Origin of the sequence: Rhodococcus sp. 06-1460-1B (genome assembly GCF_002258475.1) — a bacterium.
Classification (GTDB): Bacteria; Actinomycetota; Actinomycetes; order Mycobacteriales; family Mycobacteriaceae; genus Rhodococcoides; species Rhodococcoides fascians.
The window spans coordinates 35,635-51,340 of record NZ_NOYS01000023.1 but is presented as its reverse complement, the minus strand read 5'-3'; the positions used below and the strand labels follow the sequence as shown (position 1 = coordinate 51,340).

Below are 15,706 nucleotides of genomic sequence, written 5' to 3'. Positions count from 1 at the left end.
CAACTGCATTACCGAACATGGCGCAGGAGTAAATGAGCTATTACGCCGCAGACAAGGCCTGCTGGAGCGCCTGTAGAGCCGGATAACGCCGCCCACGTCGGCAGCGGTAGCTGATCGAGACCTACGTCACTGTGGCGTTTAGCCCCATTCCATGCCCTTTGAGCTGCATGTTTGCTCGGCGTAATACTTCAGTTACGCCGAGGGTCGCTTTCAGTAACGCGTCGCGAGAAAGCTGTGCAGTCAAGCAGCAGATCTGCTGGAGACAACCGCCTGGAGGATCTTGATGAGTGGCAATTCGCGCACAGCGTACGCCGAGATCGACGTCGAACAGCTGGGCAAGACTTTCGTTCGCTCGGGATCCGGCACACCGGCTGTCGACGACATCAGCATGAAAATCACGTCGAGCTCGGCCGTCGGCATCGTCGGTGAGTCCGGCTCCGGGAAATCGACGTTGGTACGGATGATGTGCGGCCTGTTGTCGCCGACTACAGGTTCGGTGTCGTACAACGGCACCGAACTGAACGGGGTGTTGTCCTCACGGGCAGGGCGACGCGATTTCAGATCCAAGGTGCAATACGTCGCGCAGGACACGACGTCGTCGTTCGATCCGCGTCGAACGTTGCGTGACGCCGTGCGGTTGCCCGCCATGCGTCTGCTGGGGATGAATGCCAAGACCGCCGATGCCCGCGTGGACGAGACGCTCGCGTCGCTCGAGCTGGACCCGGCGATGGCCGATCGGTTCCCCACCGAGGTGTCGGGCGGACAACGGCAACGCTTCTCGATCGCACGAGCTCTCGTCGTCGAACCTCGCATTCTGTTGTGCGACGAAGTGGTGTCCGCCTTGGACGTCTCCGTTCAAGGAGCAATTCTGAACATGCTGCGGCAGTACTGCATCGACTCGGACTGCGGCCTGGTGTTCGTTTCCCACGGGTTGCCGGCCACCGCATTTATCGCGAGTGAACTCGTTGTCATGAGAAACGGTGTGATCGTGGAACAGGGCACAACAGACGATGTGGTCGAACGGCCCCAGGATCCCTATACCGTCGAACTGCTCGACGCGTATCGCGGGGACGAACAGGTCGAGCAACTCGCCGTGGCGGCTGCGCGATGACGGGCTTTCTCGGACGTAACCGGTGGTGGATAGGCCGGATCGCCGTCCTGCCAGTGCACCTGCTGGTGTTCGCTGTTGCGGCCTTCTTCCTGGTGCGAGCCATCCCGGGCGATCCTGCACGTGAGGTTGTCGGTCCCGAGGCCACCGAGGCGGACTATCTGGCGACGAAAGCGGAACTCGGTCTGGACGGAAGTTTGTGGTCGCAGTTGATGACCTATCTGGGAAATCTTCTCCACTTCGATCTGGGCAACGCGATCATGACCGGCAGACCGGTCACGACCGACATCGCAGACCGGCTGCCCGGCACGGTGGAACTGGCGGGAATTGCCTTCACCGTTCTCATCACCGTGACGCTCGCCCTGTCAGCGGTGGTGGTCGCCAAGCCCCGGTCGGTCGCGGCGCGAGTGGTGCGTTGGTACGGCCAAGCTGCCGGTGCGGTCCCCGAATTCGTCGTCGGTGTGGTCGGGATCTTCCTGTTCTACGCCACCCTGCAGGTGGTGCCGGCACCCTCGGGCCGGATCAGGGCAGGGCTCACCGAACCCGAGCCGATCACGTCCTTCCCTCTGCTCGACGCCCTTCTTCGCGGTGACTCCGTCGTCGTGTCCTCGATGTTCTCGCATCTGCTTCTTCCCATCGGAGTACTCGTCGTGTCGGTGACGCCGATTCTGCTCAAGCAGCTGCTGACTGCACTCGATTCCAGCCTGACCGCGCAGCCGACACTGTTCAAGGTCGCCACCGGATCGGCACGAAAGTACATCTACGCCAGCGCATATCGCCGCGCGCTGCCTCCCACCGTCGCATTGTTCGGCCTGGTGTTCGGGTCGCTGCTCGGCGGCGCGGTCATCCTCGAGACCCTCTTCGGCCTCGGCGGAATGGGGCGGTACGCAGTGGAGGCAGTGGCTGCGACGGATCTCATTGCGCTGCAGGGCTTTCTGCTCGTGGTCGCGGCGATCTCACTGCTCGTCTTCCTGTGCGTCGACCTGATCAACATGTTGCTCGATCCCCGGCGCAAGCCGGGTCGAGCAGGAGGTGGTTCCTGATGGTTGCCCTGATACCGAAGAAAGCCGGCACAGACTCGGCGACGCCGTCGAAGCGGCGACGCCCGGCCGCGATCGGCACGGTTGCGCTGGCGGTGCCGTTGGCGTTAATTCTGCTCGTCACGTTGATCGGCCCGTGGATCGTGCCGTTCGATCCGACCAAAGTTGTGGGCGCGCCGTCGCTCTCGCCGGATTCACAGTTCTTACTGGGAACCGATTCCAACGGTCTCGATGTCTTCTCGCGGACCATTGCCGGCGCACGAATCGACGTCACCATCGCTCTCGCAGTGACCATTGCTGCCACGATGGGAGGCATCCTGATCGGGTTGATCATCGGGATGAACGAGGCGGGCCGCGGTCTCGGCGGCTTCCTGGCCCGCGCCGCCGCTCGTTTCCTGGACCTGCTCGAAGCCGTCCCGACGGTGATTGTCGCCCTGGTGGTGGTCTCGTTCTTCGGGACGTCGTCGATCACGATGATCTTCACGTTGTCGATCATTCTCGCGCCGATTCAAGCCCGGCTCGTCCGCACCGAGGTGCTCCGAGTGCGCGGCGACGCATACCTCGACGCGGCTCGTCAGGCGGGACTGTCCGAGACACAACTGGTGTTCCGTCACGTCCTGCCCAACTCGTCGGTTCCAGCGCTGCAGAACGCATCGGTGGTGTTCGGCATGACGATCATCCTCACTGCTGCACTCGGCTTCCTCGGTGTCGGACTGCCGCCGCCCACCCCGGAATGGGGCTCGATGATCACCCGCGGCGCAGGCGACGCCGCGATCGGCAAGTTGTGGTCGGCGGGCGCACCTGCCCTCGCCCTGTGCCTGACAGTGGCCTCCGTTGCCGTCGTCGGCCGCCGACTGACCAAGGGCACTCGCCGCTCTCACTGACAGCCGTAACGGACAGCGACGTCCGCATATCTCTCTCGTCCACGACCTCCCGCGATCGAAGCCGTCGGCTCGACCGGTGATGACACCTGCATTCGTGCACTCAGCAAGGAGAACGAACCCACGTGAAAATCTCTCATCGATTGTCGGTCGGAATCCGATGGACAGTGCCGTTGCTCGTCGGCGCGCTCGCGCTCAGCGCGTGCTCGGACGGTGGCGGCAGCCAGGCCTCGGCATCGACCTCGGGCGAGATCGTCGTCGTCACCCCAGATCAGGCGTCGAATGTGGTGCGCGACTACGGCTACACCGCCGGCACCGACAATCAGGACGTCACCAACAACATGCACGCCCAGTTGATCCGTAAGCCGTACGTGGAGGAAGACGGCTCGGATGCGCTCGTGCAGGATTACTACAATTTCGAGCCGTACCTCGCGGACAGTTACGAGGTGAGCCCGGATCAGCTCGTCTACACGTTCCATCTGCGTCAGGGAGTGATGAGCGAGCACGGAAACGAGCTCGATGCCGACGACGTTCTGTGGTCTTTCGAGCGTAAGTTCGCGACCCCGGGCGGCGGTATGGCCGGCTACTTCAAGCCGATGTTGGTCGACCCGGCGACCCAGTTGAAGAAGATCGATCCGTATACGGTCAGCTTTACGGTCGAGAAGGCCGGTTACGGTCTGACCCTGCTGGCCAACCTTGCCGAGAACATCGGATCGATCTACGACAGCAACTATCTGATCGAGAATTCCACTCCCGAGGATCCGTACGCGGTCGCGTGGGGTGCGGCAGACATGATGCGCGGCAACTTCGGTTACGGCGCATACATGTTGGAGTCGGTGACGCCGGGTCAGGAAATCGTCATGCGAGCGAACCCCAACTTCGTTCTGGGTGAACCCGAGATCAAGCGCATGATTCGGCGTGTGGTGGCCGACCCGGCGACCAGAGCCAACATGGTCACGCGCGGTGACGCGGATGTGGCACTGGCGCTGCGCTCTTCGGATCAGGCGACCCTGGAGAGCAACGACGCCGTGACCGTCCCGACGACGACGTCCAATCAATACCTGCTGTTCTCGATGAATACCACCACTGCTCCGTTCGCCGATGCGCGTGTGCGTCAGGCGATGGCCTACGCGATCCCGTACGACCAGATCATGTCCGACGTGTTCTTCGGCCGGGCGTACAAGTACAACCACGTTCTCGACGACAAGGCACCGAACTGGGACGGCAGCGACCTTCCGAAGTTCGACAGCGACCCGGAACGTGCGAAGTCGCTGTTGGCCGAGGCTGGACTACCAGACGGCCTTGCCTTCACCCTCAGTGTCAACAATCAGCTCCCGGCCGCTCAGGACACCGCGATCCAGATTCAGTCGTTCGCTGCCGAAGCCGGCATCGATGTGACCATTGCGGAACTACCTGCAGCGCAACTCAATGCCGACACGCTCGACGGTAAGGTGCAGGCCAGCTTGAGTATCGGCGCATCGGTCACGATGACTCCGCCGTACTCACTCCAGTTGCTCACTCAGCCCGGTGGCGGTTCCAATGTCGCTCTCTGGAACGACCCCGAGTTCCTCGGAATGGTGCAGCAGGGTCTCGACGCAGGCGACGCCCTGAGCCCCGAGGCCGGCGTGTTCTGGAACGAGGCAGAGCTCCGCATGACCGAGCAGGCCCCGTACATCTTCATCGCCCGAGTGCGGCCGTCGGTGGCGCTGAAGGCGGGCATCGACGGCTTCGTGCAGCGCACCGACTTCCGAATCGACTACTCGAATCTGACCCTCGGCACCTAGAAATCGTTGCACCGTAGGTAGTTCGGTCGGTGGTCATATCCCGATCACCGGCCGAGCTACCGGGGCCGATGCAGCGAAACGGCGGCGAAATCAGACGGCTACCGAGAACGCGGTTCGTCGAAACATGAACACGGTGTAGTCGACCACGACGCATCGCGGACGAATTATCAGCGAGGACTTTCACATGACAGACAACAGATTTCATCTCGGTTGGTTCGGCAGCTTCGTGCCGACGACCTGGAACACCGCATTCGAGGGCAGCGACAGCGGAGACTGGCTCAACGGAGACTTCTACGTCGACTTCGCCAAGACACTCGAGCGCGCGTGCTTCGACTTCCTGCTGTTGGAAGACTCGTCGATGGTCTCGGATACCTACGGCGGAAGTTCGGAAGCGACCTTGAAGACCGGCGGTTGGGCGCCCAAGGGGGATCCGATTGCTCTGGCTCCCTTGCTCACTCGCGCGACGAGCCGATTGGGCGTCGCGCTGACGGCGTCCACGTCGTTCTACCCGCCCTACATGCTCGCTCGGTCCATTTCGTCACTCGATCACCTGTCTTCGGGGCGTATCGGCTGGAACGTGGTGACCTCGAGCGAGGATCGAGCCGCGCAGAACTTCGGAATGGACGCACTCCCGCCGCACGACGAGCGGTATGCGCGAGCAGACGAGTACGTGCAGTTGGTCGAGCAGCTCTGGGATTCGTGGGACGCGGACGCGGTGGTGATGGATCGCGAGACGTCGACGTACGTGGACCACACCAAGGTCCACACCATCGACTTCCAGGGCAAGTACTACTCCTCGCGTGGTCCGCTCAACACCATGCCGTCACCGCAGGGCCGGCCGGTCATCACGCAAGCCGGGGGCTCACCCGCAGGCCGCGACTTCGCGGCCAAACACGCCGACATGATCATGGCCCTTCCCAAAGGCGTTGCCGCGATGAAGGAGTACCGGGCCGACATCAGGCGTCGCATGGAGCTGCACGGGCGGGACCCCGACTCGGCGAAGGTGATGTACGTGGTCTCACCCATTCTCGGTGAGACACACGAGGATGCGCTGGCCCGCCAGGAGCGCAAAGCCGATGCGGTGCGCGCCAACCCGGCGGGTGTCCTCATCGGTTGGTCGGCGAGCATGGAGATCGACTTCTCGACGTTCGACCTGGACAAGCCGATGCCCGACGACGTACACACCAACGGCCACCAGTCCACGCTGGAGAACTTCCGCAACTGGGCCGATGGCCGAACACTGCGCGAGGCATGTGTCGCGTACCGAACCGAGTCGATGGAACTGGTCGGGACCCCGGATGCCGTTGCCGCGCAGATGGGTGACGCCATGGCCGAGGTCGGCGGCGACGGGTTCCTGATCTGGAGCCAGCCGCACAACCGGCGCTACATCGGCGAGATCGCCGACGGCCTCGTTCCGGCCCTGCAACGACGCGGGCTGATGCGCACCGAGTACACCGGCGAACATCTGCGCGATCACCTGCTCGAGTTCTGAGCACCCACAGCTCCCACGACTGGAGAAACGTCATGACTGCCAACAAATTTCACCTGGGATGGTTTCTCGGGGCCGGTTTCGGTGTCCAGTCCTGGAACCAACCATGGTCCGGTACCGGCGCCACCGACTGGATGATGCCCGATCAGTACGTCGACCTGGCCTCCTCGCTCGAGCGGGCCTGCTTCGACTTCCTCATCATGGAGGATTCGGTTCAGGTCTCCGATACCTACAAGGGCTCCATGGAGTACTACCTGGCGACGGCTACCGCTGCGCCCAAACATGATCCAGCGGTTCTGGCGGGCATCCTGTCCTACACCACCAAGCACCTCGGTATCGTGCCGACGCTCACCACGACGTTCTACCACCCGTACACGGTCGCCCGGTTGATGTCGACACTCGACCACATCGCTGCCGGGCGAATCGGCTGGAACATCGTCACCGGCAGCAACACTCGTGCCGCGCAGAATTACGGCTTCGACATGCCCGAGCACGATCTTCGGTACGACATGGCCGACGAGTTCGTCGAGCTCGCCTGCAAGCTCTGGGACTCCTGGGAAGACGCTGCGGTGCATGCGGACACCTCGGCAGGCGGCATCTACGCAGACCACGAGAAGGTCAATCGTATCGACTTCGAGGGCAAGTTCTTCAAGTCCCGTGGTCCGCTGAACACCATTCCGAGCCCGCAGCGTCGGCCGGTGTTCCTCCAGGCCGGGGGATCGGACAAGGGTAAGGAGTTCGCAGCCAAACACGCGGACGCGATCATCTCCAATCCTCATGGCACCGAGAAGATGCGGCGCTACCGCGAGGACATTCGCCAGGGAGCGATCGAGGCGGGTCGAAATCCCGACGACGTCAAGGTCATGTACCTCATTTCCCCGATCCTGGGGGAGACGACGGCGGAGGCCAAGGCCAAGCAGCAACGTCGGGCAGATGCGGCATCGAAGAACATCGACGGCCTGCTCGCCGGACGCTCACACCTGTCCGGCATCGATCTGAGCCAGTTCGATCTCGACGCGCCGCTGCCGGCCGATCTCGAGAGCAACGGACATCGCAGCAGTTTCGCCGAGTTCAGGGGAGACGGCACCCAGACTCTGCGGGACCGCATCACCGCCCACAGTGCTATCGACACACTGGAATTCGTCGGAACCCCCGACGACGTCGCAGACATGATGGACGGCGTCATGCAGGAGGTCGGCGGCGACGGCTTCCTGATCGCGGGCGCACCCATGAATCGCCGTTACGTCGCGGAGATCACCGACGGACTCGTACCTGCGCTCAAGCGTCGCGGACTGACCCGAACGTCGTACGAGCACACACACTTCCGCGAGAACCTTCGCGCCTTCTAGTCACACTTCGGATCTGGAAAGAGGAAGCTATGTTCCACCTTGGTTGGTTCTTGAGCTGGCAGGTCCAGTCGTGGAACCAGATGTGGTCGGGTGAGGGCGGCACCGAATGGAACCACCCCGAGCTGTACATCGACATGACGCGGTCACTCGAACGCGCCGGATTCGACTACATCATGTTCGAGGACGGCGCGTTCGTCCCCGACTCGTTCGGTGGATCCTCGAAGTGGTGGCTCGCCAACGCCCGGTCGGTACCCAAGCAGGACCCGAATTCGCTGCTGCCCATTCTGAGTCAGCACACCGAGCGTCTGGGCTTGATCGCCACGATGACCACGTCGTTCCATCCGCCATACATGGCGGCACGAACCTCGGCCACTCTGGACCATCTCAGTAACGGCCGGGCAGGCGTCAATCTGGTCACCTCGCACAATGTTCGGACGGCACAGAACTTCGGCTACGAGGAGATGTTCGAGCACGATCACCGCTACGAGATGGCCGACGAATGGATCGAACTCGTCAAGCAGTTGTGGTCGTCGTGGGAACCGGACTCGGTTCGGCTCGACCGCGAGGCGGGTGTCTTCGCCGACTTCACGAAGGTGCACAACATCGACTTCGAGGGCAAGTATCACTCCTCCCGCGGTCCACTGAACACCACACCGACTCCCCAAGGCCGACCGGTGATCTGCCAGGCCGGTGGGTCGCCTGCGGGCCGCGGGTTCGCGGCGAAACATGCCGAGACGATTCTCGCTCAGGTCGAGAGTGTCGAGGCCATGAAGGCGTACCGAGACGACGTCCGCGCTCGGATGGTCATCGAGGGGCGGGACCCCGATTCGTGCAAGATCATGTTCATCGTCAACCCGGTCCTGGGTGAAACCGACCGCGAAGCGCAGGACAAGCACGAGCGAACACTGGCCGGCTTTCGGAACGATATCGATGTCAACCTCGCGTCGATGTCGTACGCGAGTGGTATCGACTTCTCGAAGTTCGATCTCGACGCCCCGATTCCTGCAGTCGAAACCAACGCCGGTAGGGCCACGATGGCATTGATCGGTGCCAACACGGCCGGGATGACGCTTCGAGAGGCGGCCAGCTCGGACATCAGGAAGTCTGTTCCCCTGATCGGTACCGCCGACGCAGTCGCCGAACAGATGGGCGACATCGCCGCGGAGGTCGGCGGCGACGGATTCCTCATCGCCGGCAACGTGCATCGCCGCTACATCAGCGAGATCACCGACGGTCTTGCGCCCGAGCTACGCAAGCGCGGTCTGATTCGAGACGGATACGCACACACGCTGTTCCGCGACAACCTGATGGACTTCTGATCGTCACTGCAGCGACAGACGCGTCACCGGAGATACGATCGAACTCCTACCCGTGGCGCGTGCTGTCGGTCACCGGACTGGGCATGAGTATCACGTTCGTGTCGGTCTCGATGCTCCCCGTGGCGCTGCCGGACATGAGCGAGGGGTTGGGAGCTACTGCAGCGCAGACAGATTGGTTCATGCTCGCCTATCTGCTCACCACGGCAGTGTTCATTCTGGTCCTCGGCAAGGTTGCCGACCTCGTCGGAAGGCGTCCCGTCTATCTGCTGGGGCTGGCCTGCCTGACGGTCAGTGCCGCCGCCATCGCGGTCGCAGGCGACCCGACCCTGGTCATCGTCCTCCGCGTCCTGCAGGGCGTGGGCGCTGCAGCGGTGATCACCAACACCACCGCCCTGCTCGTCGAGGCGTTCGAGCCGCGAATGCTCTCGATCGGCATCGGCTGGAACATCACCATCATGTCGCTGGCGATATCTGTCGGCCCACTGCTGGGCGGTGTGCTGACCGAAACAGTCGGCTGGCGCGGAGTATTCGGTGTGGTAGTTCCCCTCGGAGTGGCCGGAACCGTGTGGGCTGCGATCACGCTGCGCCGAACGGCGCGTCCGGCACGCGGGGTGCCCTTCGATTACGCGGGCGCGGCCGGCTCGATGGTGATTCTCGGTGGACTCGTCTACGGGGTGAATCGCGGTGGCAGCGTCGGATTCGGCGACTGGGCGTCCGTGATCCCGTTGGTCGGTGTTGTTCTCGCCCTTCCTGTGTTCTGGTGGTGGGAGAAGCGCGCTGCCGATCCGATCGTGGATCCAGCGTTGCTGATCGATCGCTTTCGGGGCAGCGCATACACGGCGTCGTTCCTGGTCACCATGGCCGAAGGTGCCGTCGCAGTGACGATGTCGCTGTACCTGCAGAGCGTCGAGGGCCAGAGCCCCATCCGTGCGGGCCTGCAGATCACGGTCCTCGCGGTGGGGACCACGGTGATGTCGCCGATAGCGGGGATGCTGGCGATCCGGGTGTCGACGCGAGTGCTGACGACGGTCTCGACGCTTGGCACCGCTCTGGTTCTGACGGTGCTCGCGGTGCACATCGCCGGCCCGGCGCGCGGCGTACCCCTCGTGGTGATCCTGTTCCTCTTGGGGATCAGTGGCGGACTCTTCAAGACCGCGAACGCGTCGGCCATCAACGTGGGTGTGGCCGAGAACCGCTCGGGGATGGCCAACGGTCTTCGAGTGTCTCTCGACAACACCGCCGTCACGCTCAGTACCGCGCTGGCCCTCGTGCTGGTGGTCTCCGCACTGCCGCCTGCCTGGCGCGAGCTGGTGTATTCCGGCGGCGGACAGAGTGTGTCGCCCAGCGAGTCCGATTCCTTGGCAATGGGATTCACGGTGGCCGTGGCTGCGATGGCGGTGGCTGCTCTGGTCGCCAGCGTGCCGTCGGGGTGGCGCGGCGTGCACCCGAACGAACCTGCCGAGCTTTCTCGGCCGCACAGAAGTACCCGATCCGTATCGAGAACAAGGAGCACGGCATGACCAAATTTCATCTGGGGTGGTTCACCAACTTCTCCAACCCGCCGTGGAATTCGGCCTGGGCGGGCGACGAAGGACGCACCTGGGCCAACGGAGAATTGCACGTGGATTTCGCACGGTCACTCGAACGTGCCTGCTTCGACTACATCATGCTCGAGGATTCCTCGATGGTGTCCGACGCCTACGAGCAGTCCTCGAGGGTGGACCTCAAGTACGGCCTGTACGCACCCAAGCACGACCCGGTCACCCTCGTGCCGATGCTGACGGCCGCGACGAAGCACATCGGCGTCATCGCTACCTGCTCCACGTCCTTCTACCCACCCTGGCTGCTGGCTCGACGATTCTCGACGCTCGATCATCTGAGCAGAGGCCGCGTCGGCTGGAACGTGGTGACCTCCAGTGAGGATCGCGCGGCCCAGAACTACGGGATGGACAAACTCGCCGAGCACGACCAACGGTACGAGCGGGCAGACGAATTCGTCGACGTGGTCAAGCAGTTGTGGGCGTCGTGGGAGGACGACGCCATGGTGCTCGATCGGGACAACGGCACTTACGTCGACCACACCAAGGTGCACGTGACGGACTTTCGCGGTAAGTACCACGCGTCGCGTGGGCCGCTGAACGTTCCGCGGTCGCCGCAGGGCGAGCCGGTGATCTGTCAGGCCGGTGGATCGCCGCGTGGACGTGAGTTCGCGGCGCGCAACGCCGAGACGATTCTCAGCGCCGCGAAGGACCCGGCCGCGATGAAGGCATTCCGCGACGACATCAGGATGCGGATGGAGAAGGCCGGTCGGGATCCGGACAGCTGCAAGATCATGTTCATCACGCAGCCGGTGTTGGCCGATACCGAATCCGATGCCCGCGCCAAGGTGGAGCGGATGTCCGCCGACGTCGATTCGCGCATCGAGTCTGCGCTGGGCCACATCTCGGCGTTGACCGAGATAGATCTGTCGACGTACGAGCTGGACGAGGAGTTCCCCGAACTGTCCACCAACGGGCACCGGACGACCCTCGGCGACTTCCTGTCCTACGGAAATACGCCGCGCACAGCGGCATTGGGTTGGACCATGAAGAACGTCCACTACGTCGGCACTCCCGATTCGGTCGCGGAACAGATGGGCGAGACGATGGACTTCGTCGGTGGGGACGGGTTCCTCATCACCGGCAACATCGGTCGCCGCTACGTCGGTGAGATCACCGAAGGCCTCGTCCCTGCACTGCAACGACGTGGCCTGGTCCGCACCGAATACGAGCACGACATGTTTCGTGAGAATCTCATGTCCTTCTGATGCGGTTGCTGCGCAGAGATTCGGTGGTGCCGGGGCCGGTGTATGCGTTGGCGTTCGTCAACGTGTGCATCGGTCTCGGGTACGGCGTTGTGGCACCGGTCATTCCGGTGTTCGCCAGAGATTTCGGAGTAACGGATCTCGCTGCCTCGTCGGTGGTGAGTATCTATGCTTTCACCCGCGTGCTGGCGTCGTTCGGAGCATCTCGACTGCTGCTGCGGTTCGACGAACGGACGATTCTCACCGCCGGCCTGTTGATGGCGGCGACGTCCTCCCTTGCGGCGGCCTTCGCTCCGACGTTTCTCTCGCTTCTACTGCTCCGAGCAGTCGGGGGTGTCGGGACCGCAATGTTCACCGTTGCCGGCCAGCAACTGCTCTTTCGCTACAGCACTCCGGACACCGGAGGCAGAACTGCGTCGGTCTTCCAGTCCGGCTTCCTCATCGGGGGAGTGCTGGGACCGGTCATCGGCGGCGCGGTTGCCCTCGTCTCGTTGCGGGCCCCGTTCCTCACCCACGCCGTGACGCTCGTCGTCGGGGTTGCCGTGGTCTGGTTCGCGTTCCGGTCCAGCGACAGGACGGACGTCGCGAACGGGGTCGTGCACGATACGAGTACCCGGCCGGAACAGATGACGCTGCGAGCCGCGCTCGGTGAACGGGGATTTCGGGCCTCGATCGCGTCGAACTTCGCCAACGGTTGGGTGGGCAACGGGGTGCGGTTCACCCTCGTTCCGTTGTTCGTCGCAACGGTGATCGGCGGCAGCCCGTTCGTCTCGGGTCTCGTACTCGTGGTCGGGGCCGTCGTCCAGATCGTGGTCGTCAAACCTGCGGGACGGCTCGTCGACAGCTGGGGCCGACGACCGATGCTGGCGTTCGGGTCCGGTCTGATCCTGCTCGGGCTCGTCGTGCTCGCGATCGTTCCCACACTGCCGATCCTCGTGCTGACCATGGTCTTGTGGGGCGTGGGCGGCACCTGCGCGATGGTCGCCAGCGCCGCGACCGTCGGTGACGTGCTGGCCGGCCGCGGCGGCAGCCCCATCGCGGTGTACCAGGTCACCTTCGACGTGGGCACCATGCTCGGCCCACTCGTCGCCGGAGCCGTCGCCGCCCAGGCGTCCTACTCGCTCGCCTTCACCGCCAGCATTCCCGTTGCGGCACTGGCAGTTCTACTCGCACTTCGACCCTGGCGGACCGTGGCGATGTCGTCACCCGAATCCAAGGTGGTCGTCACCGAGGAATCCGCCGTACCCACACCGACCATTCATGACCACCATTATGGAAAAGAGGACCGATGTCACAACCGTTCACCCTCGGCTGGTTCACCAACTACCTCGTGCCCGACTGGACCGGACCCTTCGCCGGAACAGGCGGAACCGACTGGGCCGACGGCACTTTCGCTGTCGACACCGTCCGGGCGTTCGAGCGAGCAGGAATAGACTTCGTGATGCTCGAAGATTCGACGGCACTGACCGACATCTTCGGGGGCACGTTCGAGTCCGAGCTCAAGTGGACACCGCGAGCGCCCAAACACGACCCGATGGCATTGGCTTCGCGTCTGGCGTTCGAGACCGACAGAATCGGCATTGTCGTCACCGCGTCCACCAGCTTCTATCCGCCCTTCCTGCTCACCCGTTTGCTGTCGACCCTCGACCATCTCAGTCGTGGCCGCATGGGGTGGAACATCGTGACCTCCACGGGCGATCGCGCCGCACAGAACTTCGGCCGAGACACGTTGCCGACGCACGATGCCCGATACGAGATCGCCGAGGAATTCGTCGACGTCGCAAACCAATTGTGGGCATCCTGGGACGCCGATGCCGCGTCACCGATCGTTCCCGGTCTCGAGTCCTACGTCGACCACACCAAGGTCAGAACTATCGACCATGTGGGAGAACATTTCTCGGTGCGTGGTCCGCTCAATACGCTCCCGAGCCCACAGGGCAAGCCAGTGTTGTGCCAGGCGGGTGCATCGAAGTCCGGTATCGATCTCGCTGCTCGCGTAGCCGATCTGGTGGTCGCTGCGCCCAAGGGCCGGGATGCGATGCGCGAGTACCGCAAGACCGTGCGGGCGCGCGCGGAAGAATTCGGGCGCAACCCCGACGACATCAAGGTCCTCTACATGGTGACGCCCATTCTGGGGGAGACCGAGGACGACGCCAAGCGCAAGGCTGAGCGCTACTACGAGCCGACCGACGCGGCGATCGCTCGCCGCCTGATCATGTTGTCCGGAGACATCGACTTCTCGACTCTCGATGTGGATCAGCCGATTCCGGACGATCTGAAGACCGAGGGGAGCACCAGTATCTTGGACAATCTTCGTAAGTGGGCAGCCGGACGCAGCATTCGGGAAACCGTCGCCACTGAACGGACCGAATCGTTGCGGTTGGTCGGCACTCCTGCCAGCGTGGCGGACGAGATGGAGAGCGTGATCGACGAGGTCGGCGGCGACGGCTTCCTGTTCTTCGGTGGTGGCGGCGGGGTACTGAACCGCCGGTACGTCGACGACGTGTGCGATGGGCTGATGCCCGAGCTCTCGCGCCGTGGTGTCGCCGGCACCGGGTACCGGGGTCGCAACCTCCGTGAGCACCTGGCAGGTGCACGATGAGCACACCACGCATGCATCTGGGGTGGTTCACCAGCTTCCGCCCGCCGGTGTGGAGTTCGCACTGGACGGGGTCGGATTCCGATACGTGGGCCGACGGGCGGTTCCACGTCGATATGGCCAGGGCGCTCGAACGCGCGGGATTCGACTATCTGATGCTCGAGGACTCCTCGATGGTCTCGGATATCTACGGCGGCACGACCGAATTCGACTTGGCCAAGGCGCAATACGCACCCAAGCACGATCCCGTTGCCCTGGTGCCGATGTTGGCCGCCGCCACGTCTCGACTCGGGATCATCACGACGATGTCGACCAGCTTCTATCCGCCGTACCTGCTGGCGCGGGTGGTCTCGACCCTCGATCACATGTCTCACGGACGGGTCGGATGGAACGTGGTGACCTCGAGCGAGGACCGCGCCGCACAGAACTTCGGCATGGATGCTCTACCGCCCCACGACGAACGGTACGAGCGGGCAGAGGAGTTCGTCGAGGCCGTGGATGCGCTGTGGAACTCGTGGGAACCGGACGCTCTGGTGATGGATGCCGCGTCGAACACCTACGTCGATCACACGAAGGTGCACGACGCCAACTATGTGGGTAAGTTCCATCGCACCCGCGGCCCGCTCAACACGTTCCCGATGCCGCAGGGCAGGCCGGTCATCTGCCAGGCCGGCGGATCGCCGCGCGGACGCGCCTTCGCCGCCCGCAATGCCGACACCATCATCTGTCAGGCTCAGGGGCTCGAAGCGATGAAGGCCTATCGCGACAACGTTCGAGCCATGGCCTCGGACGCAGGCCGCGACCCGGATTCGATCAAGATTCTCTACATCGTGTCCCCGGTTCTCGGTGAGACCGACACCGAAGCGCACGAACTCGACGCACGGTCACGTGAAGCAACCGATGCGCGGGTGCATGCTGCACTGGCGCACATCTCTGCGGTGACGGGTAACGACCTGTCGACCATGGACATCGATGCCCCGCCGCCTGAGCTCACCACCAATGGTCACCGTACGACCCTCGCGGACTTCCTCGCCGGGTCCGGTAGCAGCAAGACCAACGACGACGGCACTCCGAAGACGCTGCGACAGTTGGCTGCTACGTGGTCGATCACGTCGGTCCCGTTGGTGGGGACACCCGATACCGTCGCCGAGCAGATGGAGGATGTCATCGATGCGGTCGGTGGAGATGGCTTTCTGATGACCGGGAAGCTCGGACGCCGCTACTACACCGAGGTCACCGACGGGCTGATACCGGCGCTGCGTCGGCGTGGCCTGGTTCGCAGCGGCTATGCGCACGAACAGTTGCGAGACAACCTGCTGGACTTCTGAACTCCC

Annotated in this window: 12 protein-coding genes; all 12 read left to right on the top strand. The window is 63.5% G+C overall.

Going from position 1 to position 15,706, the window contains the following annotated elements:
• Nucleotides 1–283 precede the first annotated feature (283 nt).
• Entirely contained in the window at nucleotides 284–1,111 is an 828-nt protein-coding gene (locus tag CH268_RS12770; RefSeq protein WP_032384811.1) for an ABC transporter ATP-binding protein, read from the top strand.
• Nucleotides 1,108–2,151, top strand: a complete 1,044-nt coding sequence (locus CH268_RS12765; RefSeq protein WP_032384812.1) for an ABC transporter permease — start codon at nucleotides 1,108–1,110, stop codon at nucleotides 2,149–2,151. The genes CH268_RS12770 and CH268_RS12765 overlap by 4 nt, the downstream gene beginning before the upstream one ends.
• Nucleotides 2,151–3,032 carry an ABC transporter permease gene (locus CH268_RS12760; RefSeq protein ID WP_032388509.1) on the top strand — a complete coding sequence of 294 codons (882 nt, stop codon included), beginning with the start codon at nucleotides 2,151–2,153 and terminating at the stop codon, nucleotides 3,030–3,032. The genes CH268_RS12765 and CH268_RS12760 overlap by 1 nt, the downstream gene beginning before the upstream one ends.
• A 122-nt stretch (nucleotides 3,033–3,154) precedes the next feature.
• Nucleotides 3,155–4,813 (top strand): ABC transporter substrate-binding protein, encoded by a 1,659-nt coding sequence (locus CH268_RS12755; protein WP_057474792.1) that lies wholly within the window; start codon nucleotides 3,155–3,157, stop codon nucleotides 4,811–4,813.
• Nucleotides 4,814–4,997: 184 nt separating this feature from the next.
• Nucleotides 4,998–6,305 carry an NtaA/DmoA family FMN-dependent monooxygenase gene (locus tag CH268_RS12750; protein WP_032384814.1) on the top strand — a complete coding sequence of 436 codons (1,308 nt, stop codon included), beginning with the start codon at nucleotides 4,998–5,000 and terminating at the stop codon, nucleotides 6,303–6,305.
• Between the two features lie 32 nt (nucleotides 6,306–6,337).
• Nucleotides 6,338–7,651, top strand: a complete 1,314-nt coding sequence (locus CH268_RS12745) for an NtaA/DmoA family FMN-dependent monooxygenase (RefSeq protein ID WP_094664429.1) — start codon at nucleotides 6,338–6,340, stop codon at nucleotides 7,649–7,651.
• 29 nt (nucleotides 7,652–7,680) lie between these two features.
• The gene (locus CH268_RS12740; RefSeq protein ID WP_032388512.1) at nucleotides 7,681–8,970 is read left to right on the top strand and encodes an NtaA/DmoA family FMN-dependent monooxygenase; all 1,290 of its coding nucleotides are present in this window, start codon (nucleotides 7,681–7,683) and stop codon (nucleotides 8,968–8,970) included.
• Between the two features lie 83 nt (nucleotides 8,971–9,053).
• Complete coding sequence (locus tag CH268_RS12735) at nucleotides 9,054–10,490, top strand: MFS transporter (RefSeq protein WP_141215144.1); 1,437 nt, start codon at nucleotides 9,054–9,056, stop codon at nucleotides 10,488–10,490.
• Nucleotides 10,487–11,776 (top strand): NtaA/DmoA family FMN-dependent monooxygenase, encoded by a 1,290-nt coding sequence (locus tag CH268_RS12730; RefSeq protein ID WP_032388513.1) that lies wholly within the window; start codon nucleotides 10,487–10,489, stop codon nucleotides 11,774–11,776. Before CH268_RS12735 ends, CH268_RS12730 begins: the two co-directional genes overlap by 4 nt.
• Entirely contained in the window at nucleotides 11,776–13,206 is a 1,431-nt protein-coding gene (locus tag CH268_RS28225) for an MFS transporter (RefSeq protein ID WP_094664425.1), read from the top strand. The genes CH268_RS12730 and CH268_RS28225 overlap by 1 nt, the downstream gene beginning before the upstream one ends.
• Nucleotides 13,104–14,375 (top strand): NtaA/DmoA family FMN-dependent monooxygenase, encoded by a 1,272-nt coding sequence (locus CH268_RS12720; RefSeq protein ID WP_236254231.1) that lies wholly within the window; start codon nucleotides 13,104–13,106, stop codon nucleotides 14,373–14,375. Before CH268_RS28225 ends, CH268_RS12720 begins: the two co-directional genes overlap by 103 nt.
• Complete coding sequence (locus CH268_RS12715) at nucleotides 14,372–15,700, top strand: NtaA/DmoA family FMN-dependent monooxygenase (RefSeq protein ID WP_094664423.1); 1,329 nt, start codon at nucleotides 14,372–14,374, stop codon at nucleotides 15,698–15,700. Before CH268_RS12720 ends, CH268_RS12715 begins: the two co-directional genes overlap by 4 nt.
• Nucleotides 15,701–15,706 lie beyond the last annotated feature (6 nt).